The 25,216-nt window shown below is 56.7% G+C and carries 25 protein-coding genes, 1 tRNA gene and 1 pseudogene; 16 read left to right on the top strand and 11 right to left on the bottom strand.

Features of this window, described 5'->3' with window-relative positions:
• Nucleotides 1–12: 12 nt before the first annotated feature.
• The 5 genes from QQX03_RS08585 to QQX03_RS08565 all read right to left on the bottom strand — a co-directional run bounded on the left by QQX03_RS08585 (nucleotide 13) and on the right by QQX03_RS08565 (nucleotide 2,881).
• Nucleotides 13–1,071 carry an MBL fold metallo-hydrolase gene (locus tag QQX03_RS08585; protein ID WP_285975336.1) on the bottom strand — a complete coding sequence of 353 codons (1,059 nt, stop codon included), beginning with the start codon at nucleotides 1,069–1,071 and terminating at the stop codon, nucleotides 13–15.
• A gap of 24 nt (nucleotides 1,072–1,095) precedes the next feature.
• Nucleotides 1,096–1,320 (bottom strand): DUF2842 domain-containing protein, encoded by a 225-nt coding sequence (locus tag QQX03_RS08580; protein WP_285975335.1) that lies wholly within the window; start codon nucleotides 1,318–1,320, stop codon nucleotides 1,096–1,098.
• A complete protein-coding gene (locus QQX03_RS08575; protein WP_285975334.1) occupies nucleotides 1,320–1,889 on the bottom strand; it encodes a 5-formyltetrahydrofolate cyclo-ligase in 570 nt (189 codons plus the stop codon). The genes QQX03_RS08580 and QQX03_RS08575 overlap by 1 nt, the downstream gene beginning before the upstream one ends.
• A gap of 312 nt (nucleotides 1,890–2,201) precedes the next feature.
• Nucleotides 2,202–2,690 (bottom strand): cell division protein ZapA, encoded by a 489-nt coding sequence (locus tag QQX03_RS08570; protein ID WP_285975333.1) that lies wholly within the window; start codon nucleotides 2,688–2,690, stop codon nucleotides 2,202–2,204.
• A complete protein-coding gene (locus QQX03_RS08565) occupies nucleotides 2,687–2,881 on the bottom strand; it encodes a hypothetical protein (RefSeq protein ID WP_285975332.1) in 195 nt (64 codons plus the stop codon). The genes QQX03_RS08570 and QQX03_RS08565 overlap by 4 nt, the downstream gene beginning before the upstream one ends.
• A gap of 231 nt (nucleotides 2,882–3,112) precedes the next feature.
• Here QQX03_RS08565 and tkt point away from each other — a divergent pair, with 231 nt between their 5' ends.
• The 5 genes from tkt to thiE all read left to right on the top strand — a co-directional run bounded on the left by tkt (nucleotide 3,113) and on the right by thiE (nucleotide 8,974).
• Nucleotides 3,113–5,113 (top strand): transketolase, encoded by a 2,001-nt coding sequence (tkt, locus tag QQX03_RS08560; protein ID WP_285975331.1) that lies wholly within the window; start codon nucleotides 3,113–3,115, stop codon nucleotides 5,111–5,113.
• A 15-nt stretch (nucleotides 5,114–5,128) separates the two neighbouring features.
• Nucleotides 5,129–6,136: a type I glyceraldehyde-3-phosphate dehydrogenase gene (gene gap, locus QQX03_RS08555; protein WP_285975330.1), complete on the top strand. Its 1,008-nt coding sequence runs from the start codon at nucleotides 5,129–5,131 to the stop codon at nucleotides 6,134–6,136.
• Nucleotides 6,137–6,148: 12 nt separating this feature from the next.
• Nucleotides 6,149–7,348 (top strand): phosphoglycerate kinase, encoded by a 1,200-nt coding sequence (locus QQX03_RS08550; RefSeq protein ID WP_285975329.1) that lies wholly within the window; start codon nucleotides 6,149–6,151, stop codon nucleotides 7,346–7,348.
• A gap of 87 nt (nucleotides 7,349–7,435) precedes the next feature.
• The gene (locus QQX03_RS08545; RefSeq protein ID WP_285975328.1) at nucleotides 7,436–8,326 is read left to right on the top strand and encodes a fructose bisphosphate aldolase; all 891 of its coding nucleotides are present in this window, start codon (nucleotides 7,436–7,438) and stop codon (nucleotides 8,324–8,326) included.
• Nucleotides 8,327–8,335: 9 nt separating this feature from the next.
• Nucleotides 8,336–8,974 (top strand): thiamine phosphate synthase, encoded by a 639-nt coding sequence (thiE, locus tag QQX03_RS08540; protein WP_285975327.1) that lies wholly within the window; start codon nucleotides 8,336–8,338, stop codon nucleotides 8,972–8,974.
• Here the strand turns inward: thiE and QQX03_RS08535 are convergent.
• Nucleotides 8,971–9,318 carry an elongation factor P gene (locus QQX03_RS08535; RefSeq protein WP_285975326.1) on the bottom strand — a complete coding sequence of 116 codons (348 nt, stop codon included), beginning with the start codon at nucleotides 9,316–9,318 and terminating at the stop codon, nucleotides 8,971–8,973. The genes thiE and QQX03_RS08535 overlap by 4 nt on opposite strands.
• A gap of 126 nt (nucleotides 9,319–9,444) precedes the next feature.
• On the opposite strand from QQX03_RS08535, the gene efp reads away from it, so the two are divergent.
• From efp to QQX03_RS08520, 3 genes are all read left to right on the top strand, one after another.
• Nucleotides 9,445–10,008 (top strand): elongation factor P, encoded by a 564-nt coding sequence (gene efp / locus QQX03_RS08530; protein WP_285975325.1) that lies wholly within the window; start codon nucleotides 9,445–9,447, stop codon nucleotides 10,006–10,008.
• A gap of 6 nt (nucleotides 10,009–10,014) precedes the next feature.
• Nucleotides 10,015–10,833, top strand: coding sequence for an inositol monophosphatase family protein (locus QQX03_RS08525; protein WP_285975324.1), 819 nt, complete (start codon nucleotides 10,015–10,017; stop codon nucleotides 10,831–10,833).
• Between the two features lie 81 nt (nucleotides 10,834–10,914).
• Nucleotides 10,915–10,999, top strand: a tRNA-Leu gene (locus QQX03_RS08520).
• 13 nt (nucleotides 11,000–11,012) lie between these two features.
• On the opposite strand, the gene QQX03_RS08515 is transcribed toward QQX03_RS08520, so the two are convergent.
• Nucleotides 11,013–12,062: an alcohol dehydrogenase catalytic domain-containing protein gene (locus tag QQX03_RS08515; protein WP_285975323.1), complete on the bottom strand. Its 1,050-nt coding sequence runs from the start codon at nucleotides 12,060–12,062 to the stop codon at nucleotides 11,013–11,015.
• 118 nt (nucleotides 12,063–12,180) lie between these two features.
• On the opposite strand from QQX03_RS08515, the gene QQX03_RS08510 reads away from it, so the two are divergent.
• The gene (locus QQX03_RS08510) at nucleotides 12,181–13,983 is read left to right on the top strand and encodes an SLC13 family permease (protein WP_285975322.1); all 1,803 of its coding nucleotides are present in this window, start codon (nucleotides 12,181–12,183) and stop codon (nucleotides 13,981–13,983) included.
• A 144-nt stretch (nucleotides 13,984–14,127) separates the two neighbouring features.
• On the opposite strand, the gene QQX03_RS08505 is transcribed toward QQX03_RS08510, so the two are convergent.
• Together QQX03_RS08505 and QQX03_RS08500 are read right to left on the bottom strand one after the other, a co-directional pair.
• Nucleotides 14,128–14,295 (bottom strand): hypothetical protein, encoded by a 168-nt coding sequence (locus tag QQX03_RS08505; RefSeq protein WP_285975321.1) that lies wholly within the window; start codon nucleotides 14,293–14,295, stop codon nucleotides 14,128–14,130.
• Nucleotides 14,296–14,306: 11 nt separating this feature from the next.
• Entirely contained in the window at nucleotides 14,307–15,905 is a 1,599-nt protein-coding gene (locus QQX03_RS08500) for an isocitrate lyase (RefSeq protein ID WP_285975320.1), read from the bottom strand.
• A 149-nt stretch (nucleotides 15,906–16,054) separates the two neighbouring features.
• Between QQX03_RS08500 and QQX03_RS08495 the strand changes: the two genes are divergently transcribed.
• The 3 genes and pseudogenes from QQX03_RS08495 (at nucleotide 16,055) to QQX03_RS08485 (ending at nucleotide 18,870) form a co-directional block, all read left to right on the top strand.
• Nucleotides 16,055–17,446, top strand: a complete 1,392-nt coding sequence (locus QQX03_RS08495) for a helix-turn-helix domain-containing protein (protein ID WP_285975319.1) — start codon at nucleotides 16,055–16,057, stop codon at nucleotides 17,444–17,446.
• 231 nt (nucleotides 17,447–17,677) lie between these two features.
• Nucleotides 17,678–17,842, top strand: a pseudogene (locus QQX03_RS08490) (sigma 54-interacting transcriptional regulator); the annotation flags it as partial.
• A gap of 65 nt (nucleotides 17,843–17,907) precedes the next feature.
• Entirely contained in the window at nucleotides 17,908–18,870 is a 963-nt protein-coding gene (locus QQX03_RS08485) for a bile acid:sodium symporter (RefSeq protein ID WP_285975318.1), read from the top strand.
• Here the strand turns inward: QQX03_RS08485 and QQX03_RS08480 are convergent.
• On the bottom strand, nucleotides 18,845–19,927 hold the full coding sequence (locus tag QQX03_RS08480) for a DUF475 domain-containing protein (RefSeq protein WP_285975317.1): 1,083 nt from the start codon (nucleotides 19,925–19,927) through the stop codon (nucleotides 18,845–18,847). The genes QQX03_RS08485 and QQX03_RS08480 overlap by 26 nt on opposite strands.
• A 6-nt stretch (nucleotides 19,928–19,933) precedes the next feature.
• Nucleotides 19,934–20,806: a 3-methyl-2-oxobutanoate hydroxymethyltransferase gene (gene panB, locus QQX03_RS08475; RefSeq protein ID WP_285975316.1), complete on the bottom strand. Its 873-nt coding sequence runs from the start codon at nucleotides 20,804–20,806 to the stop codon at nucleotides 19,934–19,936.
• A 131-nt stretch (nucleotides 20,807–20,937) separates the two neighbouring features.
• Here panB and QQX03_RS08470 point away from each other — a divergent pair, with 131 nt between their 5' ends.
• The 4 genes from QQX03_RS08470 to QQX03_RS08455 all read left to right on the top strand — a co-directional run bounded on the left by QQX03_RS08470 (nucleotide 20,938) and on the right by QQX03_RS08455 (nucleotide 25,162).
• Complete coding sequence (locus QQX03_RS08470) at nucleotides 20,938–22,338, top strand: sodium-dependent transporter (protein ID WP_285975315.1); 1,401 nt, start codon at nucleotides 20,938–20,940, stop codon at nucleotides 22,336–22,338.
• Nucleotides 22,339–22,450: 112 nt separating this feature from the next.
• On the top strand, nucleotides 22,451–23,269 hold the full coding sequence (locus QQX03_RS08465) for a recA-like protein (RefSeq protein ID WP_285975314.1): 819 nt from the start codon (nucleotides 22,451–22,453) through the stop codon (nucleotides 23,267–23,269).
• Complete coding sequence (locus tag QQX03_RS08460) at nucleotides 23,220–24,755, top strand: Y-family DNA polymerase (protein WP_285975313.1); 1,536 nt, start codon at nucleotides 23,220–23,222, stop codon at nucleotides 24,753–24,755. The genes QQX03_RS08465 and QQX03_RS08460 overlap by 50 nt, the downstream gene beginning before the upstream one ends.
• Nucleotides 24,756–24,829: 74 nt before the next feature.
• Nucleotides 24,830–25,162, top strand: coding sequence for a PilZ domain-containing protein (locus tag QQX03_RS08455; protein ID WP_285975312.1), 333 nt, complete (start codon nucleotides 24,830–24,832; stop codon nucleotides 25,160–25,162).
• The last annotated feature ends 54 nt before the right edge of the window (nucleotides 25,163–25,216 follow it).

Below are 25,216 nucleotides of genomic sequence, written 5' to 3'. Positions count from 1 at the left end.
TGGGGAATTTTCCTAGAGAAGCTGATCGATTTCGACTTGCTGGCTTTGCGCCGGTAGGCTGATCAACATGCCGTCTTTGGCCAATTCCAGCTGACCATCAAAATTCTGTTTGGCATCACCCAAGAATGCGGGCTCGATCAGGCGCGCGGGCGGTGCTGGCACCAGATGGTATAGAACCAGCGCTTTCGCACCGGCGAGCTGCGCAACCCGTGCCGCTTCTTCAGGCGTGGTGTGATAATCCGGAATATCGGCCATGATTTTCGCGCCATCGGTATTGCCTCGTGCGGCCAGCGTTTCGCCCAGCTTGCCAACCATCGCTGGATTGAGCGCTTCGTGCAGAATGAGATCGGCACCTTGCGCGAACCGCGCGAACTCTTTTGAGTACTTCAGGTCACCGCTGATCACCACTGAACGCCCCTTGTAGTCGAGCCGAAAGGCATAGGCATTGTCGATTGGAGCGTGATCTACGCGTAGGGTGCGAATTGACAGTCCGTTGCGTTCGAAGGTGAAACTCTCATCAATGTTCGTCGCCACGCCGCCGAATCCACTTGGCCTTGCGGCTTCCGGGCCATGATGCGCGATGCGATAGCCGCGATCGATCCCGTAGGCTGTCATTAGACCGTCGACCACCCGGTCGGTCCCTTCCGGGCCATAGACTGGCAGTGGCGTGCTGCGACCGCCGGCCATCCACGCCTGCAACATTAACGCGCCTAACCCGTCGAAATGGTCCGAATGCAGATGTGTCAGGAATGTCGCTTCGAGACGAACCATAGGAAAGCCCATAGCGCCAAGCTTGCGGTCGGAACCCGAACCAACGTCGAAAATATATCCATCGCGGCCCGCCAGTACCGCCAGACATGGGCCAGCGCGATTGGCATCAGGCATTGGTGACCCACTACCGCAAACAAAGACATGCAATCCGTCGGCGAAATCGACAGTCTGATCTACGCCAGCGCGCTGCTCTACCGCGCGTTCGAACACGCGTTGTCCAATCCATTGCCCTCCGAATAGGGCAAAACTCCCTGCTAGAATTGCGACAAGGAGCAAGCCGATCAGTAGTTTGCGTGTCATTGACCCTCCGGTTCAAACGGTAACCTAATCTGGAGCGTTCCAGCGCCCTGTCTCCATCCAGATCAGGAAGCGTTTCAAAGGCAGCAGCCAGATCAGCCCGAGCACGAGGTAGATGATCGTCTGTACCCATATCGGCCAGCCGCCGATCAGATCAGGCGCGTGGCGCGCGATCACGATACCATAGACAATGAGGGCGGCGAAAAGACCGAGTATGCCAACGGGGATTCGCCAGGTTGGAGTTTCGCGCATCAAAAAGGTCCGTACATCCGCGTTGGTGTAATCACAGCATCTAAACGCTGATCATGTGGCTCTGTGGGCAAGGCGTCGCATAATTGCACATCCCACGCGAGACCAATCGCTATCCGTCCAGGATGTTCCGCCAGCCAGCGATCATAGTGCCCGCCACCTTGACCGAGGCGGTCTCCGTTGGCGGTAAAACCTACCAGCGGGATTAGCAGTACATCCGGAATCAAGGTCTCGGCTTCTGTGCGGGGCTCAAGCATTCCAAAGGGACCGGTAACCAGGTCGCTTTCGCCGAACGGGTCCACATGAACAGCAAATTCCATTGGAGACTTGTTTGATGCGAAGCGCGGTAGAGTGATCGTGTGCCCGTTCTCGTGGAAATAGGTTGTGTAGTGGGCGGTCGGAGCCTCGTATGGGCCGGCATGGTACAAGCCTATCACAGCGTCTGTAGCGATTTTTTGAAGAAGCTGGGACGGGGGGTGGCGGAACACCAGCCCGCGCATTGTTTCTGGCAGTTTCTCAACATGTTCCCGGCGAGCTGCGCGCAATTTCTTTCGAAGTTCGGGCTTCTTCATTGCTACGTATCCTACTCGATCAATCGGCCTGCATGGCCGCAAGCCCGACCGGGCGCCCGCAGCGATGCGACCGTAAGGTCGCGTGAGCGAGGAAATCGCGCGCTGGAAAGCGTGCGGAATGAAAGATGTGGCGGAACCACCATGGGTCGTTTGCTCGAGAAATCCTCTGACGCCTAAACGTCAGGTGGGCGCCGTATGTCCTGGGCCCCAGGACGAACCCGTAATCCAAGACAGGGACAGCTCCCTAGGAATTGCTTATAGCCTCAGGGATGTTCGAACGGCTCGTGCCGGGCAGTCCCGCCAATTGTCTATTTAGTGTGTCGCAGCCTGTGCCTCAAGCGTGTCAGCACATTTTTCGATCAAATCCGCCAGCTGCTCCAGCTGCTCCAGTTTGGAACTGATATTATCAGTCGCAAAAAGCGGTTCCTGCCCTGATGCAGCAGACTTCATGTTGGCCAGATCGTTGGCGATTGCATCTCGTTCAGCTCTAAGCGCGTTGAGCTCCAGCGAAAGTTCACGGGTCTTTTTCTCTGCGTTTTTAGCACCTTCTTCAAGGGCCTGGATTTTTGAGGCGAGATCCCTTGGATCTTCTCCAAGTGCTTCGCGTGTTTCGTGCAATTCATCCGCGAGAAACAGTGCAGCAAACAAGAGATTCTGCGCTTCTGTCCCGGCTAGATTGCCTTGCAACTGGTTCAGCTTTTCATCGATCATTGATCCAAGGCGGGCGAGGTGCGCCTCTTCACCGTCGGCGCAGGCGACTTTGTAAGCCTTGCCGGCGATGCGGAGTGTGACTTCGCTCATTGCTCGAAGCCCTCAATCAATTCGTCAAGTTTGGAAAGGGTCTGTGAGACCTCGTGACGCAGCGCCTCGTGCTTTGCTGCCAGCTCATTATCGCCCGTCGCTGAAACGCTCAGCTTGCCGCCCGCCGCGCTGATACGGTTGGCAGCTGCCTCGATCCTCTCGATCGCCTGCGAAATACGATCACTTTCCATAGCAGGGATTTACCCAAATTCGTCAGCAGGAGCAAAGCCTTGGCGCATCCTGTTGATAACTGCTCTTCAAGAACCCTGTTTCATTAGAAAAATCGACAGTCAGTGGAAGGCTCGATTGTTCGCCTTGACCTGATAACGGCCCTCCGCGAAGGGTCCGCCAACGCGTCGAATCGACGCGCCGGGCGGTGGCTGATCCGGCACCGCTCAATGCTTGTCAGGAGCAGTTTGCGAATGAGCCTCGATCCCGCCCGTCTTCAACCCATGTCCAACGCAATCCGCGCATTGTCGATGGATGCTGTGCAAGCTGCGAATTCGGGGCATCCGGGAATGCCAATGGGAATGGCGGATGTCGCTACAGTATTGTGGTCCAATTATCTGAAGTTTGACCCTCATGCACCCGACTGGGCCGACCGGGACCGGTTTGTGCTTTCAGCCGGGCACGGCTCAATGCTGATTTATAGCCTGCTGCATCTGTCGGGATACGCTGCTCCGACGATGGACGACATCCGCAACTTCCGTCAGCTAGGCAGCCCGTGCGCGGGCCATCCGGAAAACTTCTTGCTGCCCGGGGTCGAGTGCACCACCGGCCCATTGGGGCAAGGGCTTGCCATGGCAGTGGGTATGGCGATGGCTGAGCGACACCTGAACGCTGTCTTCGGCGATGATCTGGTCAATCACCGTACATGGGTTATCGCGGGCGATGGCTGTTTGATGGAGGGCATCAATCACGAAGCGATCGGGCTTGCCGGTCATCTCGGCCTTGGCCGGATGAATGTTCTTTGGGACGACAACAACATCACCATCGATGGTGGCACCGATCTTTCCACCAGTGAAGATATCAAGGCCCGCTATCGGGCGACTGGTTGGCACGTGGTTAGCTGTGACGGGCATGACTTTGCTGATATCGCTCGCGCGCTCGATGAAGCTGTTGCTGATGGTCGTCCATCGCTTGTCGCTTGCAAAACCGTGATCGGTAAAGGTGCGCCGAACAAGCAAGGTACCAGTGCAACGCACGGCGCGCCGCTGGGCCCGGATGAAATCGCGGCTGCGCGTGAAGAACTTGGATGGGATTACGAACCGTTCGAGGTTCCGACTGACATTTTGGCCGATTGGCATGCGACCGCCGAACGCGGTGCGTCTGCACATGGCGCCTGGGCGGGGCGGCTTGCGACCGATCTGGATCGCAAGGCCAAATTCGAAAACCATATGATGGGCGTGGCCGATTTGGCGTCGCCTGCACTTGAGGCCTATATCCATGGTCTGGCTGCAGAACCGAAGAAGGTTGCCACTCGCAAAGCTTCGGAAATGGCGCTGGAGCCTCTTACAGCGGCTTTGCCCCAGCTTATTGGCGGATCAGCAGACCTGACCGGTTCCAACAACACCAAAACGTCCAGCACAACGCCATTGACCGCTCAAGACTATGCGGGTCGCTATGTCTATTACGGCATACGTGAATTTGGCATGGCCGCAGCAATGAATGGAATGGCACTGCATGGCGGCGTTGTGCCCTACGGCGGTACGTTCCTGATCTTTAGCGATTATTGCCGCAATGCGATCCGCCTGTCAGCGCTGCAACAAACGCAAGCTATCTATGTCATGACCCATGACAGCATTGGCCTGGGTGAAGATGGGCCAACGCACCAACCGGTGGAGCAGGTCATGAGCCTGCGGTTGATCCCGAATCTCAATGTCTATCGCCCATGCGATACAATCGAGACTGCAGAATGCTGGGCCTTGGCCTTGTCTACGCCTGAAACGCCTTCGGTCTTGTGCCTGTCTCGACAGGGTCTGCCGCAATTGCGCGGAGACGGTGATGGGGATTGGTCAGCCTTGTCGAACCGTTCAGGCATGGGCGCATACCGTCTTGTTTCCGCGAATGCTGACCGCAAGGTTGTGCTGATTGCTACAGGTTCGGAAGTTGCGCTGGCATGTGAAGTGGCACAGGCTCTGGAAGGGCATGGCATCGGCGCCGATGTTGTCTCTATGCCCTGTGCCGAACTGTTCGAAGCGCAGTCGGATGACTATCGTGCTGATGTCTTGCCGGCGGGTGCGCTCAAGGTCTCGATTGAGGCAGGCTCAACCCTGGGTTGGGAGCGCTATACCGGCACCGATGGCATTAATATTGGCTTGGATCGCTTTGGCGCATCTGCACCTGCCGGCGATCTGTTTGCCAAATTCGGTTTCACTGCGGAGGCAATTGTCCCGCAAATCTTGAACAAATTGAACGCATAAGCAGGAGTTTCCCCCATGGCGACTAAAGTTGCAATCAACGGTTTTGGACGTATCGGTCGTCTGGTGGCGCGCGCCATTCTGGAACGCAGCGATCATGATCTTGAATTGGTTTCGATCAACGATCTGGCAGATACGAAGTCGAACGCATTGTTGTTCCAATATGACAGCACACACGGTCGTTTCCCCGGCACGGTGGAAGTCGGCGACAATGCTATCATCGTCAATGGCAAGTCTATTGCTGTGACCAGCGAGCGTGATCCGGGCAATTTGCCGCATGCGGCGCAAGGGATCGATATTGTTTTGGAATGCACCGGCTTTTTCCAGAGCCACGAGGCTGCTGAGCCTCACCTAAAAGCGGGCGCAAAGCGGGTGCTGATCTCCGCCCCGGCAAAGAATGTTTCAGCCACAATTGTTTACGGTGTGAACCATGAGACGCTGACCGCTGACGATGTGATCGTGTCGAACGCCAGCTGCACCACCAACTGCCTCTCGCCGATGGCGAAGGTTTTGAACGAGACAGTTGGGATCGAGCGCGGCTTTATGACCACGATCCACAGCTATACCAATGATCAGCGTATGTTGGACCAGATGCACGGTGACATGCGCCGGGCACGCGGCGGGGCGCAGAACATGATCCCGACCACGACCGGCGCAGCACGTGCGGTTGGCCTGGTCCTGCCAGAACTTGCTGGCAAGCTGGACGGGTCCTCGGTTCGCGTGCCAACGCCGAATGTATCGTTGGTTGACCTGGTGTTCACGCCGGGCCGTGATACCACGGTAGAAGAGCTCAATGCGGCGCTCAAAGCGGCCGCTGAAGGCCCTATGAAAGGCGTGCTCGACTATACCGATCAACCGCTGGTCAGCAGCGACTTCAACCACTATCCGGCCAGCTCCACGATCGACAGCCTTGAAACATCCGTGATGGAAGGCAAGCTTTGCCGCGTTGTTTCGTGGTATGATAATGAATGGGGCTTCTCGAACCGGATGATCGATACGTCGGGCGTGATGGCGAAGTTCCTTTAAGGACCGAATAAAATGGCATCCTTCAAGACCCTTGATGACCTTGGCGATGTGACCGGCAAGGTCGCTCTGGTTCGCGTCGATCTCAACCTTCCGATGAAGGATGGGTCAGCAACCGATGTCACTCGGGTCGAAGCTGCCAAGCCCACTATCCTTGAATTGAGCGACAAAGGCGCGAAAGTGCTCTTGCTCGCTCATTTCGGGCGGCCCGGCGGCAATCGCAGCTCGGTGCTGTCCACCAGCATGGTTGTGGGCGATGTTGAAGATGTGTTGGGCAAAGAGCTGATGTTCATTCCGGAGGTTGCAGGCCCTGTAGTCGAGCAATCGATCGGTATTCTGCGCAATGGGGATATCGGCCTGCTCGACAATGTCCGGTTTTGGTCAGGCGAAGAAGCCAATGATCCAGACTTTGCCAAGTCTATTGCGGCAAATGCCGATTTCTACGTCAATGATGCGTTTTCGGCTGCGCACCGTGCACATGCGACCACGGAAGGGTTGGCGCATCTGTTGCCAGCCTATGCCGGCCGCGCGATGGAAGCCGAGCTGAAAGCGCTTGATGCAGCTTTAGGAACGCCGGAGCAGCCGGTTGCGGCCGTTGTGGGTGGGGCCAAGGTTTCAAGCAAGCTCGCAGTTCTGGAAAACCTTGTCGGCAAGGTTCAGCACCTCATCATCGGTGGCGGGATGGCCAACACTTTTCTTGCCGCGCGCGGAGTCGATGTGGGCAAGAGCTTGTGCGAACATGACCTGACCGACACCGCCAATGCCATCATGGACAAGGCGGACCACGCGGGGTGCACCGTGCATCTTCCCTATGATGTGGTCGTGGCCAAGGATTTCGCGGCGAACCCACCCAGCCTGCGCACATGCAATGTTCACGAAGTGGCCGAGGACGAAATGATCCTCGATATCGGCGATCAAGCGGTTGAGGCTTTGGCCGATGTCTTGAAAACGTGCCGCACTCTCGTTTGGAACGGCCCTTTAGGTGCATTTGAGACTGAGCCTTTCGATGCGGCAACAGTGGCGCTTGCGCGAACGGCGGCGGCGCTGACGCAAGAGGGTTCGATCATATCGGTTGCGGGGGGCGGCGATACAGTCGCTGCGCTTGCGCATGCCGGGGTGAAGGATGATTTCACATTCGTCTCAACCGCAGGGGGCGCTTTTCTTGAATGGATGGAAGGCAAGGATCTTCCTGGCGTCGCCGCATTGTCTAAATAGCAGTTTGTCGGTGTTGCAGTGCAGCGCGCTGCTGGGTAAGGGCGCGTGCATACCTATGCATAAATGGCAACAAGCAGGAATACATCCATGAACCTCGATCAAATGACCGCCAAAATCGCCACGGGCAGCGGCTTTATTGCTGCGCTTGACCAGTCGGGAGGCTCCACCCCCAAAGCGTTGCGTGGTTATGGCGTCGAAGACAGCGAGTGGTCTGGCGATGATGAGATGTTCGCGGCGATCCATGCGATGCGTAGCCGTGTGATAACCTCGCCAAGCTTTGCAAATGGAAAGGTGATCGGCGCGATCCTGTTCGAAAAAACCATGGACGGATTAGTCGAAGGCGTGCCCACGCCGGATGCATTGAAGCAGCGCGGTATCGTGCCATTCATCAAGGTAGATCAGGGGCTGGAAGATGAGGCCCAAGGTGTCCAGATGATGAAGGACATGACGAAACTTGACGCGCTGCTCGAGAAGGCAGTTGCTGCTGGAATGTTTGGCACCAAGATGCGCTCGGTCATCAAGTCGGCAAACGCAGGCGGTATCGCCGCAAACGTCGCGCAACAGTTCGAATACGGCAACCGGATCGCGGACAAAGGCCTGATGCCGATGATCGAGCCGGAGTATGACATCAACGCAGATGAGCGCGGCGAAGGTGAACAGATCTTGCTGGCTGAAATCATGAAAGCTCTCGATGCGCTTCCTGAAGGACGCAAAGTTATGCTGAAACTGTCGATTCCTGTTGAACCGAACCTATATGCACCCGCAATCGCGCACCCCAATGTGTTGCGCGTTGTGGCACTGTCAGGTGGTTATTCGACCGATGATGCATGCGCGCATCTGGCAAAGAATCCTGGCATGATCGCAAGTTTCAGCCGTGGGCTGCTGCAAGACCTTCGCAAAGGCCAGGGTGATGCAGAATTTGATGCGGCTCTGGGCAAAGCCATTGATCAGATTGCAGATGCGTCGTGTGCTGGCTAAAGCGCCTGCGTGACTGAACCTGGAACACAGCTCTATCTGATTTCGCCGCTTGATGTTTCAGGTGACTTTCCCGCGCGGCTTGAAAGAGCGCTGGATGCGGGCAAAGGCGTCGTCACTGCCTTTCAATTTCGAGTAAAAGATCTCGATCAGCATGATGCCGCGCGCCTTGCAGAGCCACTGCAAGCGATCTGCGCTGAGCGCGACGTGGCGTTCATCGTGAATGACAGTGTCGCGCTGGCCAAGCGTTTGAAGGCTGACGGCGTCCATCTTGGACAAGATGATGGCGACCCAAGGGATGCGCGTGAGGAATTGGGCCGCGAGGCGCAAATCGGCATTACCTGTCACGCATCGCGACATATGGCGATGGATGCCGGGGAAGCAGGCGCAGACTATGTTGCGTTTGGCGCGTTCTTCGAGAGTACCACGAAGGATAAGGGCGATGCTGAACGGCCCGGCATCGAAACACTCGAATGGTGGGCCACACTCTTTGAAATCCCATGCGTGGCAATTGGCGGGATTACGCCAGAGAACTGCGGGCCTCTGATAAAGGCAGGGGCGGATTTTCTGGCTGTATCCGGTGCGGTCTGGAATAGCGATGAAGTTGCGGCAGTGAACGCCTTTACTGATGCAATCAGCGCGGCAAGCTAACCCACACGCACGCAAATCATCCGGCCGGTCGAGCCGTCTTCGTTGATCGAGCGCAGTTCATTCGGGCCGGTACGCCGAAGTTTTTGGCCATTTTTGGGCCCGGCTGTAAATGTCAGTTCGTCACCTTTGAGAATGTATGTACCGCGGCCTGCATCATTGCGATAGCGCGAGGCGCGCGCGATGCGAAAGCTCTCATCCTCTTGCGGAATCCAGGCTTCTCTCGAGGCGTCGCCGGGCAGGGCGCATTCATAGGGGCCATGAGGCATGGTGCGCAGCATTTGCGCCGCTGCCGGTGCTGAAGCCACCAATGCAGCGGTGCAAGCAATCAGAGTAGTCCGTTTCATGGATTATCGGATATCATGCGAGCGGCGAACTTGCCAGCATCCTTGCCCCGCATCGCTGGCTCGGCTAAGGGCGCGCAACACAACGCAGAGCAGTGTTCTGCAGGTTCCTTGAAAAGGTTGGTTCCCATGAAAATCAGCGGCGTCGATATCCGCCCAGGCAATATCATCGAGTACGAAAAAGGCATCTGGAAAGTTGCCAAGATCCAGCACACGCAGCCGGGCAAAGGCGGAGCCTATATGCAGGTCGAAATGAAGAACCTGCAGGATGGCCGCAAAACCAATGTCCGTTTTCGCAGCGCCGACACGATGGAAAAGGTGCGTTTGGATACTCAAGAGTATCAATTCCTTTATGAAGATGGCGACATGCTCGTTTTCATGGATCAGGAAACCTATGAGCAGATCACTCTGCCTTCGGATTTGCTGGGCGATGCGCGACCGTTCTTGCAGGATGGTATGCAGGTGAAGCTCGAGCTGTGGGAAGAAAAACCGATCAGTGTTGAGCTTCCAGCGCAGATCGAAGCTGAAATCGTCGAAGCCGACGCAGTAGTGAAGGGGCAAACTGCATCTTCCAGCTATAAACCGGCAGTCCTCGACAATGGTGTGCGCATCATGGTGCCCCCGCATATCGGCAGCGGCACACGCATCATCGTTGATGTGTATGAGCAAACCTACGTCGGGAAGGCGAGCTAACCCCCCATGTCGATGTTTTCAGGCCTCATCCGCGTAATGGAAAAAGCCGCCCGCAAGGCTGGCCATCGTTTGCGCCGCGACTTCGGCGAAGTGGAGCACTTGCAAGTGAGCCGCAAGGGCCCGGCGGATTTCGTATCCAAAGCGGACATGCGCGCTGAACGCACCATCTATGACGAATTGCTTCATGCACGCCCCGACTGGGGATTTGTGCTGGAGGAAGCTGGTGTCATCGAAGGCGACCCCACCAAGCCGCGCTGGATCATCGATCCGCTCGACGGGACAAGTAACTTCCTGCACGGCATTCCGCATTTTGCGATCTCGATCGCGGCGCAGGAGCCGAAGCTTGACGGTTCAGGCTGGGGCGACGTGACAGCGGCGGTTATCTATCATCCGATCAATGACGAGACCTATTGGGCGGAAAAGACGCGCGGCGCCTGGCTGCAGGATGCGCGTTTGCGCGTTTCGGCGAGATCGCGTCTGTCAGATTCGCTGATTGCCACCGGTATCCCGTTCCAAGGGGCGGGTGATCCCAATGAATGGATGAAAATCTACTCGGCATTCGGGCCCGAGGTTGCCGGGATCCGCCGTTTCGGTGCAGCGTCGCTCGATATGGCCTATGTTGCACAGGGCCGGTTTGACGGTTTCTGGGAAACTGGTCTTAGCGATTGGGACACAGCAGCTGGCTGTCTCCTGATCCGTGAGGCAGGCGGCTTTGTAACCGATTTTCGCGGGCGTTCGGAGCCTGTGCTTTCAAAGCAGGTGCTCGCTGCGAATGATGGTTTGCACTCGAAACTTCACAAGTTGTTGGTTGGCGCGCTCAAATAGCGCAGCGATAACCCAATCAGGACGAACTGAAGGGTTGAACATGCCAACGGGCGCGGCTATCTGCGCCCTTCCGAAAAGGAAGCCCCTGTGGTGGAATTGGTAGACGCGCTCGACTCAAAATCGAGTTCCTAACGGAGTGCCCGTTCGAGTCGGGCCAGGGGCACCACTTTCTTTTCGCGTCAGTCCACGTCAATTCGGATTTTGATCACCCCGTCATCACGGCTGTCGAATAGTGAGTAGGCTTCTGCGCCCTCGCTCAATCTGAAGTCGTGGCTGAAAAGCCCTTCGGCCTTCAAGCGGCCCTGCTGCAGCATCGGTACAAGATGCTGCCACATGTTGGGTACGTCGCAGATTCCGCCGCGCACCGTCACATGCTTGAACATGATAAGCGGCAGAGGCAGCGTATCGGATGGTTCTGGAATTCCAATAAAACTGACATTCCCGCGCGGGGCAACCAGCGGCAGTGTGCTGGCGATTGCTCCGCTAGCGCCAGAGGCCTCGAACACAGATTGTGCCCCGCGCCCACCGGTCAGCTCGCGGATTTGCGGAACCAGGTCCGCTCCAGGTGCGAAAGTGGCGGCACCCAATTTCTCCGCCATTTTGCGGCGGGATTCGACCGGGTCGATCGCGAACACCTGCGATGCGCCAAGTAAAAATGCCAGCTCCACGCCGATCAAACCGATCGGGCCCAAGCCGACAATTGCCACCGAGCCGCCTGGCTTTGGTTCCGCGCGCGTCAGGCCGAAATAGGCGGTGGCCATGCCGTCAGTCAGCAGCATTGCATGTTCGTCTGACAAGCCATCACGCGAATAGAGTGTCGCATCGGCATTGGGTACGCACACATATTCAGCCTGGCCGCCTTCCAAAGTCGGACCGATCCCGAAGGCGGTGGAATGGGCACAAGAACCGGCATTGCCGGTCCGGCATGACGGACATTGCCCGCAACCCGTGCCGCCCGCGGCCAGTACTTTGTCGCCCACCTTGTGTCCGTGAACTTCCGGGCCTGTTTCGACGACTTCACCGATAAACTCGTGTCCACAACAGAACTTCGGAGCATCGGATCCGTAGTCTTTGTCACCAATGTGCGCGCCGTGATACATGTGAAGATCACTTCCGCAGATTGAACAGCTCTCTACTTTCAGGATCACGCTGTTCGGGCTGCGCAACTCAGGGTCGGCATAAGTCTCGTAGCGGATGTCCCGCGCGCCGTTAAAAACCAATGCCTTCATCTATGTGTCTCCCAGTTTAAGCTCCTCCACCTTCAGCGCATTTCAGTATCAACACAACCCGGCGCAGCGTGATTTCGCTTGTATTTTCGTCGCAGGTGTATGATTCTTCGCGCCAGCAATGATCGCGCTGCCTTCCCTACATGCATTCGCCGCAATGGCGTTGACCGTCGCAATGTTTGTCGGCTTCGCGCGCGGCCGCATGTCGATTGAGATCATTTCACTGCTGACGATCGCTGTGATTGCAGTCGGTCTGTATTTTTTCCCGCTCGAAGGCACGAGCTCCACGGACGGGCTCGTACTCGCATTTGAAGGCTTCGGTCACTATGCGCTGATTACGATTTGCGCGCTTATGGTGATGGGGCGCGGATTGGTGGTTACAGGCGCGCTTGAACCGGCAGCGCGGGTTCTGGAGCGAATATTCAAAGCCAATTTGCAGCTGGGATTGCTGTTCTCGCTGTTCATTGCCTTCACGCTATCGATGGTTGTCAACAACACCCCTGTGCTGGTGCTGATGATTCCGATCTTTGTTGCATTGGCAGAACGTGGGGCCTTGCCCGCATCCAAAACGTTGATCCCGCTCAATGCGGCTTCGCTCTTGGGCGGGCTCGCCACTACAATTGGTACCTCCACTAACATACTTGTTGTTTCGATCGCGGTTGACTTGGGGATGCGCGAGATTGGGGTGTTTGACTTTACTCCGATTGTGCTGGGTGCGTCGCTGATTGCGTTGCCTTATCTTTGGTTGGTGATGCCCAGGCTCCTGGGTGACAATCGCGTCGCGGCGGCTCATGCCCCGCGCATGTTCCACACACGTTTGCGGATCGGTGGGGACAGTGAGCTGATCGGTCAGGAAGTGGCTGCAGTCCTGCCAAAGCTTCCCGAGGGTATTCGCTTTCACGACAAGATGACCGGGCCGATACAGCCTCAGCAGCGGCTACATATGTCCGGTTCGCACCAGGCGCTGGAAGATGCCGTACGCGTGTTGAAGGGCGAGCTCGCACCGACATGGGTGCTCGACCGGATCCGCCGCGAGTCCGGCAATCGCGAGAGGGATATTGTCGTAGTCGAGATGACAGTGACCGCGGATTCGCGTCTGATAAACCGTACCTTGCCAACCTCGGGCATCGCTGATCTCCACGGTGTGGCTGTGTTAGGTATTCACAGGCCGGACCGTTTGCTGGGCGAAAAAGCAAACTATAGCGAAGTTGGCGATCTGCGGATCAGTGAAGGCGACGTGCTGCTGGTGATGGGATTACCAGAGGATCTTCAGGATTTTGCCACCAGCGACAGCTTGTTGATGCTGGAAGGTGCACGCGAGTTGCCTCGCAAATCCAAGGCTGCGCTGGCTGCGACTATCATGGGCGTGTCGATCTTTACCGCTTCTGTCGGTATCTTTCCGATTGCGATCTCTGCATTGGCGGGCGCTATTCTTATGTTCCTGACCGGCTGCGTGAAGTTTGAACGTGTTGGGCGCGCTTTGTCTGCCCAGGTCATCGTGCTGATTGCGGCCAGTATCGCCATCGGGCGCGTAATATTGGAAAGCGGAGCTGCGGCGTGGCTAGGTGAGTTGTTGTCCTTAGGCTTGCAGTTTCTTCCGCCGGCCGGTGTTATTGCCGCAATCATGCTGTTCGTAACGGTGCTGACGAACTTCGCATCGAATGCGACGGCGGCCACTGTGGGTACGCCGATTGCTTTCAGCATCGCAAGCCTGTTGGGGGTTCCTGCTGAACCACTTGTGCTGGCTGTGCTGTTCGGCTGCAACCTGTGTTACGCCACGCCGATTGCCTATCAAACGAATATGCTGATTATGGGTGAGGGCAGCTATGTCTTTAAGGACTATATCCGCACTGGCGTTCCGCTTGTTTTGATTATGGTGACTAGCCTGTCCGCTATGCTGGCCTGGTCTTACGGAATGCTTTGAAGCATCCGGCGAAGATCCGGCACGTCGTCACTCTCGCGCAAATGGTTCGGCCGCCGAAGCAATGAAGCTCCGACGGCCGACTTCTCCTCCCCAGGAGAAAAGTTCTAGCTCGGCAGCGGGGGGAAGGGCCGCTTCGCTAATCCTTTAGGTGTAATTGCCAAGGCGATGGTGCAGTGCGTTGATCTTAGCTAATTCTTCCCGATCCTCTGTTGATTTGGCATGGCTTTCCAGCGCGCGCCGCAGCAATCGGAAGTCGGCAGTCGAAAGCAGCGCGCGTGCGCGGCCAGGTTCCTTTGAGTTGGTGTTGCTCATCTTCGCTCTCCTTAGGCTGCTTCAAACTGGTTCATCGTGTTGTCTTTGCCGCCAGCCTTCAAAGCCGCTTCGCCGGCAAAATATTCCTTGTGATCATCGCCGATGTCAGAGCCGGCCATGTTCTGGTGCTTAACGCAGGCGATCCCTTGGCGGATCTCCTCACGCTGAACATTGAGAACGTAGCCGAGCATCCCGTCTTCGCCGAAGTAACGCTTTGCAAGGTTATCGGTGCTCAGCGCAGCCGTGTGGTAAGTCGGCAGCGTGATCAGGTGATGGAAAATGCCAGCCTGAGCAGCGGCGTCGCGCTGGAAAGTGCGGATGCGCTCGTCCGCTTCCGCTGCCAGTTCAGTGCCGTCGTAATCAATGCTCATCAGCCTATCGCGCTCGAACCCGCTGACATCTTTTCCTTCAGCTCCCCAAGCATCGTAAACCTGCTGGCGGAAATTGAGCGTCCAGTTGAAGCTAGGCGAGTTGTTGTAAACCAGTTTCGCATTCGGGACGACTTCGCGGATGCGATCAACCATCCCGCCAATCTGGCCGATGTGTGGCTTCTCGGTCTCGATCCAGAGCAGGTCTGCGCCATGCTGAAGCGATGTGATACAGTCGAGCACGCAGCGATCCTCACCTGTTCCGGCGCGGAACTGGTAGAGGTTTGACGGCAAACGCTTTGGACGAAGTAGCTTGCCTTCACGGCTCAGGAATACATCGCCATTATTGATGTCTGTAGGCGCAATTTCTTCGCAATCGAGGAAGCTGTTGTACTGGTCACCCAGATCGCCTTCCTCCTTGGTGTACGCGATAGATTTTGTCAGGCCGGCACCGAGCGAGTCCGTGCGGGCAACGATGACTCCATCCTCAACGCCCAGCTCGAGGAATGCATGCCTGATCGCGCGGATCTTCTGCAGGAATTCCTCATGCGGAACGGTAACCTTGCCGTCCTGGTGGCCGCACTGCTTTTCGTCGGAGACCTGATTTTCGATCTGCAGTGCACACGCACCTGCCTCGATCATCTTCTTCGCAAGCAGGTAAGTTGCTTCCGCATTGCCGAATCCAGCATCAATGTCTGCGATGATTGGCACAACATGCGTTTCATAATTATCGATCCTGTGCAGCAAGCGATGCGTTGCAACAGCGTCGCCAGCTTCCTTGGCCACGTCAAGCTCGCGGAACATTCCGCCCAGTTCGCGTGCATCGGCTTGCTTCAAGAATGTGTAGAGCTCTTCAATCAGGGCAGGAACGCTGGTTTTCTCGTGCATTGACTGATCGGGCAGTGGACCAAACTCGCTTCGCAGCGCAGCAACCATCCAGCCGGACAGGTAGAGGTAACGTCGCTTGGTGCTTCCGAAATGCTTCTTGATGCTGATCATCTTTTGTTGGGCGATAAAACCGTGCCAGCATCCGAGCGACTGGGTGTAGTTTGCCGGGTCTGCATCATAGGCTTCCATGTCTTCGCGCATGATCTTCGCGGTGTAGCGCGCGATATCAAGGCCGGTAGTGAAGCGGTTCTGGATACGCATGCGAGCTGTGCTCTCCGCGTCAATCGCATCCCAAGATGGGCCATTCTTTTCGATGGTGTTGCGAAGTTCTGCGATTGTGTTTGAGTACGTCATCTGAATCTCCTGCGGAGGCGGGGAGGTGCCTCTTGAATGCTGGTTTGCGGCAAAAACGCGCGAGAGAACAGGAAATGTTACAAAAATTCGTGTCTCATTGAGCGTATTTTTGGCTTTTCTTTTGTCATGATGTAAATATATTCACAGAAATGAGCGACAATACACTTTTGGCTGGCCCTGCATTGAGGCGGCTACGCAAGCGCGAAGGCATGACTCAATCCGCGATGGCCGCAACGCTGGGTATCAGTCCAAGCTATCTCAACCTGATCGAGCGCAATCAGCGTCCCTTGTCCGCAAGAGTTCTGATCCAAGTCATTGACCGCTTCGACTTTGATCCGCGCACGCTTAGAGAAGACGAGAGCATTGGCGGAATCGATGGGCTTGCCCGCAGATTGGCCGATGAGCGTTTCGCTGATCTGAATATCGACCGGGAAGAAGTAAGCGAGCTACTCAACTCAGCACCTCAGGCCGCTGCGGCATTAGCACGTCTTTATGACAGGTCCGGGCAGGACGTTGGCGGCGTGAATGATAGCCTGGTAGAATCGCGGCGCGAGATTGAGCGTTGGCGCAACCACTTCGCCGATATCGATGAAGTGGCAGAGAAGCTTGCTGATGAGCTGCGGCTATCCAATAGCGATCTTGGCGCAGCGTTGACTGAGAGACTGCGCGAGAAGCACCAGTTGAGCGTTCGCATACTCCCATTGGAGGTGATGCCCAACGCGGTGCGTCGCCTGGACCTGCACGCACGGCAACTCCAGCTATCCGAAATGCTCGACCGTTCCTCGCGCAATTTCCAGATTGCTGCACAACTGGTCACACTTGAGCAGCGAGAGGCCATCTCAAGCCTTGTGGCGGGTCCTCAATTCGATGACGCGGCTGCGCGGCAATTGTTTGAACGGCACGTAACGGCATACTTCGCGGCCGCCTTGCTGATGCCCTATGGGCGATTCCTGCGGGCCTGCGAGCAGACAGGCTATGACTTCACGGTACTACAACGTCGGTTTGGCGTGAGCTTTGAGCAACTAGCGCATCGTCTCACAACATTGCAGCGCGTCGGACAGCGCGGATTGCCGTTCTTCATGGCGCGGATCGATCGGGCCGGGCAGTTTTCAAAACGGTTCTCAGGTGCAAGCGGCGCTACCTTGTTGGAAAGTGATGTATCTTGCCCGTTGTGGATCGTGCATACTGCATTTGAACGTCGGGGCGATCTTTGCGTGCAGTCTGTGTTTGTCGAGGGCGTTGATGCTGGCCCCACCCATTGGATAACCATCGCGCGGACTGTCGACGCGATTGGCGCAGGTGATCAGGCTAGATTTGTCATCGTTCTGGGTGTGGAAGCGCGCTTCGCAGCCCAGTTGTCAGCCGCCAAGGGGCTGTCTCTCGATCCTGAATCTGCAGAAGCAATCGGTCTGGGGTGCGCAAGATGTTATCGGGAGGGTTGCAGGCAGCGTTCGCTTCCACCAAGCGGGGCACCGCTCCAGGTTGATCGGCTTGCCCGAGGAGTGACACCATTCGAGTTTCAAGGCTTGGATCGACGTTAACGATTATCACTGCTTAACCACTGGAGTGCCGCGATCTCTGCAATTTAGGGCGCTAGTGTAAAGTTTACCGACATTTCACTTCTGCTCATTAAGAGTAGTCCAAGGTTCGGTCTCTCGACCAGTTTGAATTAAGCATTCGGGACGTTCCCAGGGATCACCGGCGTCGTCGCCCGTGTGCTTGCGGCTGCTTGGGTCTATCAATACGGAGAAGCCCAGCGATGAGATCGTGGCGCAGCTATCCCTGAAAATCTGTTGGAAAGTTAGTTATTCGGTCACGAGAAGGGCGCATTCGCGAAAGCCGTGAAGACGACTGAAGGCAAGATCGAGAACTCAGCCGGGGGCACGCCTTTCCTCGATGAGGTTAGCGATATCGCGCTGCCATCGCAGGTAAAGCTCTCTGATCGGGGGAGGTTTTAAACCGCGCCCTCGACAGAATCGGGTTGGCAGGCCACTGGCGAAGCATGCTTGCGCCGCTTGCCCGTGTTTTTGACCCGATGGTCCGCTTGCTGATCCTTGCCTTGGTCCTGGCAATCCTTGTTCCTGTACCAGAATCTCGCCAGGAATTGGGACAATGGATTGCCAACGCGGCGATCTTTGTCCTGTTCTTTCTCAATGGCTTGCGCCTGCCACGCGACCAGGTTGTGCGGGGCGCCGCTGACTGGCGATTCCACGGTGCCTTGGCGCTATGGGTATTTGGTGCGATGCTGTTTGGCGGTTGGGCGATCTGGCAGCTGGGCGGAGGGCTGTTTCCAGCCCTGTTGGCAGTAGGCTTTCTCTACCTTGGTGCACTGCCCTCAACGATTCAATCGGCCACAGTTTACACCTCAATGGCAGGCGGAAATGTTGCACATGCCGTTGTCGCAGCCGCGCTGCTCAATATTCTCGGCGTATTCCTAAGCGCGCCATTGTTCGCATTGCTTGCGGGCAGTGAGGTGGTTGCATTTCACAGCGAAGCGCTGGTCAAGATCGCAACGGTCTTGCTGCTACCGTTTGCTTTGGGTCAGCTCCTTCAGCCCCGCGTTGGCGAAATTGTTACCCAGAACCCAGCGCTGACTAAATGGACTGATAGAGTTCCGATCGCCATCGCGGTCTATGTCGCGATGAGCGGTGCGGTGAGCGAAGGGATATGGAACAGAATAGACGGCACAGCGTGGCTGTTTGCGCTCTCCGCTGTGTGTATCTATCTCGTTTATGCCATTGTCGGTTCCTGGAGCGCGGGTGGCTTGCTCACCAAGACACGCGAAGACCGTATCGCGTTCCTGTTTGCCGGAACCCAGAAAAGCCTGGCTATGGGCGCGCCGCTGGCAACGCTGATGTTCGACCCGGCAATAGCTGGCGTGGTTTTGATTCCGCTGATCGCATATCACTTCATACAGCTAGTGATAGCGGCACCTATTGCTAACCGTCTAGCGGCGCAGAGTTGAGGTCGATCTTCTCACTGCCTTCGCGACGATTGTGTCGTACGGACCACCAGAAACTCAATCCGATCAGGGTTGCGCCGAGCAGACCAGTGATTGTTTCTGGAATATGGAATTTGGCCGAGAACAACATAATGCCGCCGAGCACGATGATTGCCCAGAATGCCCCGTGTTCAAGATAGCGATACTGGTTGAGCGTACCGGTCTGGACCAGATGGATCGTAATCGAACGCACAAATATCGCGCCAACAGACAGGCCCAACGCGATGATCACCATATTGTTCGAAAGCGCAAATGCACCGATTACGCCGTCAAAGCTGAAGCTGGCATCCAGCACTTCAAGATAAAGAAAACCGCCTAGGCCGGACTTGACCACAATGCCTGCCGCGCGCTTCTTCGCTTCTGCTTCTTCCAGCAGGGAAGAGATTGCCTGCACGCCGATGAAAGTGACAAGGCCAAGGATGCCTGCGGTGAGGAATGTGATCGTGTCCTCCGGCGAGAGCAGCGTCGACACGCCGTAGAGCACGCTCAACACCAGTCCGATCTCAATCGCGGGAGCACTGGAGAATCGATTGATACTGCGTTCAAGCATTGCGATCCAATGCACTTCCTTGTCTTCTTCAAAGAAGAATGTCAGGCCCACCATCGCAAGGAACGCGCCGCCAAAGCCGGCAATGCCGACGTGAGCGTCAGAGACAATACGCTGGTATTCGTCCGGGTTATTGAGGGAGAGATTGATCGCCTCGACCGGACCGACTTGCGCCGCGATGGCGACAATTGCGATCGGAAAAATGATCCGCATGCCGAACACGGCGATCAGGATCCCCCAAGTTAGAAAACGTCGCTGCCAAACCGGATCCATATTGCGCAGCACTGTGGCGTTCACGACCGCATTGTCGAAGCTCAACGAGACTTCGAGGATGGAAAGTACGAGAACAATCCAGAGGATGCCCAACGTCGCGGTTACGTTTCCCGTGCTCGCCCAGCCGTACCAAACCGCAAGTGCAAGGCTGGCGGCTGAAAATGCCAGCGAGAAGCTGTAATATCGAAGCAAGGTCTGCATCAGTTCTTAGCTTTTCGGATGATAGGTCTGGTCCGCAGTCGGGAATTTACGTGCGCGTACTTCCTCTGCGTACTGCGCAACCGTCCTGTCGATCATTCCTGCAATGTCATCATACTTCTTCACAAAGCGAGGCACGCGTTCGAACATGCCCAGCATGTCCTCGGTTACCAGCACTTGGCCATCACATTGTGCAGACGCGCCAATGCCAATGACCGGGATTTCGAGTGATTTGGTGAGTGCGATTGCAATCGGCTCCAAAACCCCCTCGGCTACGACAGAAAACGCACCGGCATCCTGAACGGCTTTACCGTCCCCCAGGATCTTGTCATGTTCCTGTTGTGAACGTCCGCGGGCCGCATAGCCGCCCAAGACGTTCACGGCCTGAGGCGTCAGCCCGACGTGAGCCATCACGGGAATGCCACGGTTGGTCAGAAATGAAATCGTCTCCGCCATCGCTTGACCACCCTCCAGCTTTACAGCAGCGCAGCCTGTTTCCGCCATGATGCGGCTTGCAGTCTCGAATGCTTGCTCTTTTGAACCTTCGTAGGATCCAAATGGCATATCGACGATGACAACGCCGTGGTAACTGCCGCGCACGACGGCGGCGCCGTGTGCGATCATCATATCGACCGTTACTGGCAAGGTGGAATCAAGCCCGTAAATCACCTGCCCCAGTGAATCCCCCACAAGCAGAATGTCGCAATACGTGTCGAGCAGTTGCGCTTGCCGCGCCGTGTAAGCGGTCAGCATGACCAGCGGCTCTTTAGTCTGGCCGTCTTTCTTGTGATCGCGAATCTTTGGAACAGTCAGCCGCTTGCGTGGCTTTGGTGTGGGCGTTGCCCTGCTCGTGCTCGTATCGAGTTGAAAAGTCGTAGACATGTCGCCGCTTTAGCGGTGCTGTGGGGATAAGGCAAAGCTAAGCCACTTGGCGCGGGCGTAATTTTCTTGCAGAAGGCATTCCACAAGAGAGCACGTCGGGGAACGTGCGCTAGAGGGAAAATCCTTAAACTATGGCAGCAACAGGCAAGACCCACGAGAATTGGTCATCGCGTAGCGCATTCATTCTGGCAGCAGTTGGCTCGGCCGTGGGCCTTGGTAATATGTGGCGCTTCCCGGCAGAAGCCGGAGAGAATGGCGGCGGGGCCTTTGTTCTGTTCTACATTTTCTGCGTGCTTTTGATCGGCTTGCCGGTTTTGTTGTCGGAAGTTCTGATTGGTCGACACGGCCAGGCAAATGCGCCGGAAAGTGTGCGCCGCGTCGCGCGCGATTCCAATGCACATGAAGGCTGGAGTATTCTTGCTTCCCTGGGCGTTCTCGGCGCTTTCCTGATCCTCAGCTTCTACTGCGTCGTGGGCGGCTGGGTTGTCTATTACATCGGCGTTTTTGTTGGTGATCTATTCCAGACCGGCCTTGCTGGCGGTGCGTTTGAAGGTCGCGCAGCGAGTGATGTTGAAGGTCTGCTGCCGGGATTATTCGGCAATGGTGGGCTGATGGTAGGGCTCAATCTCGGCTTCCTTGCCGTGACAATGTTTTTTGTAGCACGCGGGATTTCGAGCGGGATCGAGTGGGTTGCTGTCTACCTGATGCCCATCTTTTTCGCGCTCTTCCTCGGCATCACGGTCTATGGTGCTTTTACTGGCAACTTCGGCGAAGCGGTCGCCTATCTGTTCACGTTTGACTTCTCCAAGTTGACTGGTGAAGTCATGCTCGCTGCCGTCGGGCAGGCGTTCTTCTCGCTCTCTCTCGGTGTGGCAGGTATGATAACTTACGGATCCTATGCTAATCGCGACACCAACTTGGGCGAAACGTCCGGTATTATTGCTGGCGCCGACACCGCCGTTGCGATGCTTGCGGGTCTGGCAATCTTTCCGATCGTTTTTGCTGCTGGACTTTCAGCGAGCGCCGGGCCCGGTTTGATGTTCCAGTCTCTGCCGATTGCGTTCCAGGCCATGCCGTTCGGTTCGCTGATTGGTCTCGCGTTTTTCATCATGGTCTTTTTTGCGGCGCTCACCAGTTCCGTTGGCTTGCTCGAAGCACCCACGGCTTATGTGTTCGAGAAGTTCAACATCACGCGCCCGATTGCGACACTGATCGTAGGTTTGGGCGCCGCGGTGCTTGGCGTGTTTGCTTCGCTTTCGTTCAACGAAATGGCTGAGTTCTATCCGCTTAACTTCATCCCATTATTCGCTGAGACCAATTTCTTCGATACGCTTGATGGTGTAACCGCGAAACTGTTCATGCCGATTGGTGCGATCCTGACTTGTATCTTTGTTGGCTGGATCGCTGATGCCAAGCTGATCGATGATGAGAATGGTCTGGACGGGGTTCTGCACCAGACTTGGCGCGCGCTGGTCAGGTTTGTGTGCCCGATTGCATTGACGGTTATTTTGCTGGCGGGCCTGTTTGCCTGATTTGACCGCAAGATTGAGATTAGGGCCGGGGGAGCGATCCTCCGGCCTTTTTCGTGGGTGAAGCATTGCCAGTCATTGCCAAATGGAAGGTGATGGAACATAATAAGAACAAATGAGTCGTTTTGCTGTGTCCCATACTGCCTATCCTGCTGCAAAAATTCTTGCTGCGAATGCATGTACCGACAGTGCATCAGCGCTAATCCGTACGCGTCTACCTCGCTGGAGGCCGGGCCTCCCCGCACCTCAGCATAGCGAAGTGTTTGCGCGCGGGGATGAGGCTGCAGGGGCAGGGCTGGCGCTGTCGCTAGCGCGTGACGCGATGCAAGTCGCGGCAAGGGGAAACGCGCCAGCGCAAGAGGATCGGCGGCAGGTTCTGTGGGTGCAGGATACATCTGCTGTGCGGCTGGGCGGGCGCCCTTATGTGCATGGACTGCCAGAGGAACTGCGCCACCGGGTGATCCATGTTGAAGCCAAGTCCCCCGAAGATGCGCTGTTCGCGCTGGAAGAGGGGTTGCGCTGCCGTGACTTGGCTTTCGTTCTGGGAGAGATTGCAGGCAATCCGCGCGGGCTTAATTTTACTGCGTCACGGCGATTAAGCCTGGCCGCTGAAAAACACGGCGTTCCGCTCTGGCTGGTGCGGCTTGATGCATCACCAGACCTGTCTTCTGCGCGGATGCGTTGGAAGGTTGTGTCCGCTCCATCTGCACTGCCGCGCTGGAACCGCGCTGCACCTGGCTGGTCGAGCTGGCAGGCAGAGCTGTTTCGCGCGCGTGCGCACCCACCTGGAGAATGGAGTATGAGCGATGACGGCAGTGGTCTCATCGCCGCTCGATCGCAAAAGCTATCACCCGGAGACGCGTCAGTCGCAACCGCGGCGGATCATGTCGATCTGGTTCGCACAGCTGGCGGTCGATCGCTGGCGGCTCTCTAACGGCATTAAACGCGGGGAGGGTGCGGACGCCGCTCCTACTGTCCTGATCCGCGAGAGCGCGCATGGGCCGCGGATTGCTGCAATCAATGAAGCAGCGCGCTTGGCCGGGGCGCGTGTTGGAACAATGCTGGCCGATGCCCGCACTTTGTGTCCTGAGATACAGACAGCTCCAGCAGATCCGGCAGGTGATCTTGCTTTCCTGGAGAAGCTCGCGCTGTGGGCGCGGCGCTGGGGGCCATGGAGTGCGCTAGATGCACCGGACGGATTGATCGTTGATGTCACAGCCGTGGCACATCTGTTCGGAGGGGAGCAGCGCTTGATAGCTGACGCACAGGCGGCGTTTGTAGCGCGCGATATCTCCGCAAGGCTCGCGATTGCGTCCACAGCAGGTGCAGCATGGGCATTGGCGCATTATGGGCCGATTGAGGCGATCCTCGGTCCTCAGGATGATGCGGTGATGCGACTGGGGCAATTGCCGGTCGCAGCCTTAAGGCTGGATCCCGATATACTGACAGTGCTGCGCCGTCTGGGGCTCAAACGCTTGGAGGATCTGAACGGGGTAGGGCGCGATGCGCTCCAGCGGCGGTTCCGCAATCGCAAATCTCCGGCTTCAAATCCGCTGGTGCGAATGGATCAGCTGCTGGGGCGGGTGCCAGAGCCGCTGCTGCCGGTCATTCCGCAGAATGTACCGCTGGTCGAGCGCCGCTTGATGGAACCGATTCGCCATCGCGACCTGCTAGATCAGGTGATGCGCGATCTGGCGGATGACATGGCGCGCGAACTGGAAGGCAAGGGCGAAGGCGCGCGGCGTCTGGAGCTCGGATTGTGGCGAGTGGATGGCGAGGTTGTGATCCGCGCGCTAGAGCTGTCTGCATCTACCCGTGACCCCGTACATATATGCCGGTTGTTTGCTGCCAAACTGGACGATGTTGATGCCGGCTTCGGGATCGAATTTCTGCGTCTACGCGCAAGTTGGGCTGAACCATTAGCGCTCGATCAGCGAGATATTGAAAGCGCAGTAGAAAAGCAGGGCACTTCGCTTAATGCTTGTGTTGACCGGCTAACGGTGCGGCTCGGCAAGCAGGCTGTGCAACGCCCTGTGCCGCATGCGAGCCATATGCCCGAGCGTGCGCAGCGCTGGCGGGCTCCGTTAGAACCGCAGCCAGTGATTCAAGGCGAACTCGCCTTCCATCAGCGGCCGCTGAAGCTGCTCGACCGGCCCGAAAGGATTTCGGTGCTTTATGCGTCGCCAGACGGTCACCCATGCTCGTTTCGTTGGCGCGGGAGCGTGCGCGAAGTCACACGTGTGGAGGGGCCTGAACGGATTGCGCCCGAATGGTGGCGTGAAAGGTCCACCGCACGACTGCGTGACTATTACCGGATCGAAGATGGAGAAGGGCGGAGATACTGGATCTACCGCCATGGAATCAGCGGTGATGGGCGGGGCGATTTGCCGCTTTGGTACTTACACGGACTATATGGCTAATGACCAACTAACTAAAATCACATGGAATTTGATAAGTAGCCGTTTCTTTACTCTTTTCCGGCATAAATGTGGCCATGGAAGGTACTGAATCAATTCGTACATCGGTGCGCAAGCCGTTGGATCTGCTCGTGCAAGGGCGGATGCGTTCGCGTTCGGTCTATGTCGAAGTGATCGACGTGTCCGAGGGTGGCTGCAAGATCAAAGGCCGTCATGGCTTTGCCGAAGCGGGAGAGGCCGTCGTTCTCAAAATCGATGGTGTAAGCACGCCGCTGGGCAAGATTGTCTGGGTGGAAGATGAGTATGCCGGGCTGAAGTTCGAGGGCAAGATGCATCCGGCGATTGTGGATTTCCTCTACAATGTACGCTTGAAGAGCAAGGAATCTAAAAGCACGGGCAACGCCGCCTGATCCTTTGCTCGTCTTTTGCCCCACTCTGCTTGAAAAGTTGATCTAGAACATTTA

The organism is Altererythrobacter rubellus, assembly GCF_030284385.1.
GTDB classification, from domain to species: Bacteria; Pseudomonadota; Alphaproteobacteria; order Sphingomonadales; family Sphingomonadaceae; genus Erythrobacter; species Erythrobacter rubellus.
Note: the sequence above shows the minus strand (reverse complement) of the source record. Positions and strands in the feature narration are given on the sequence as shown.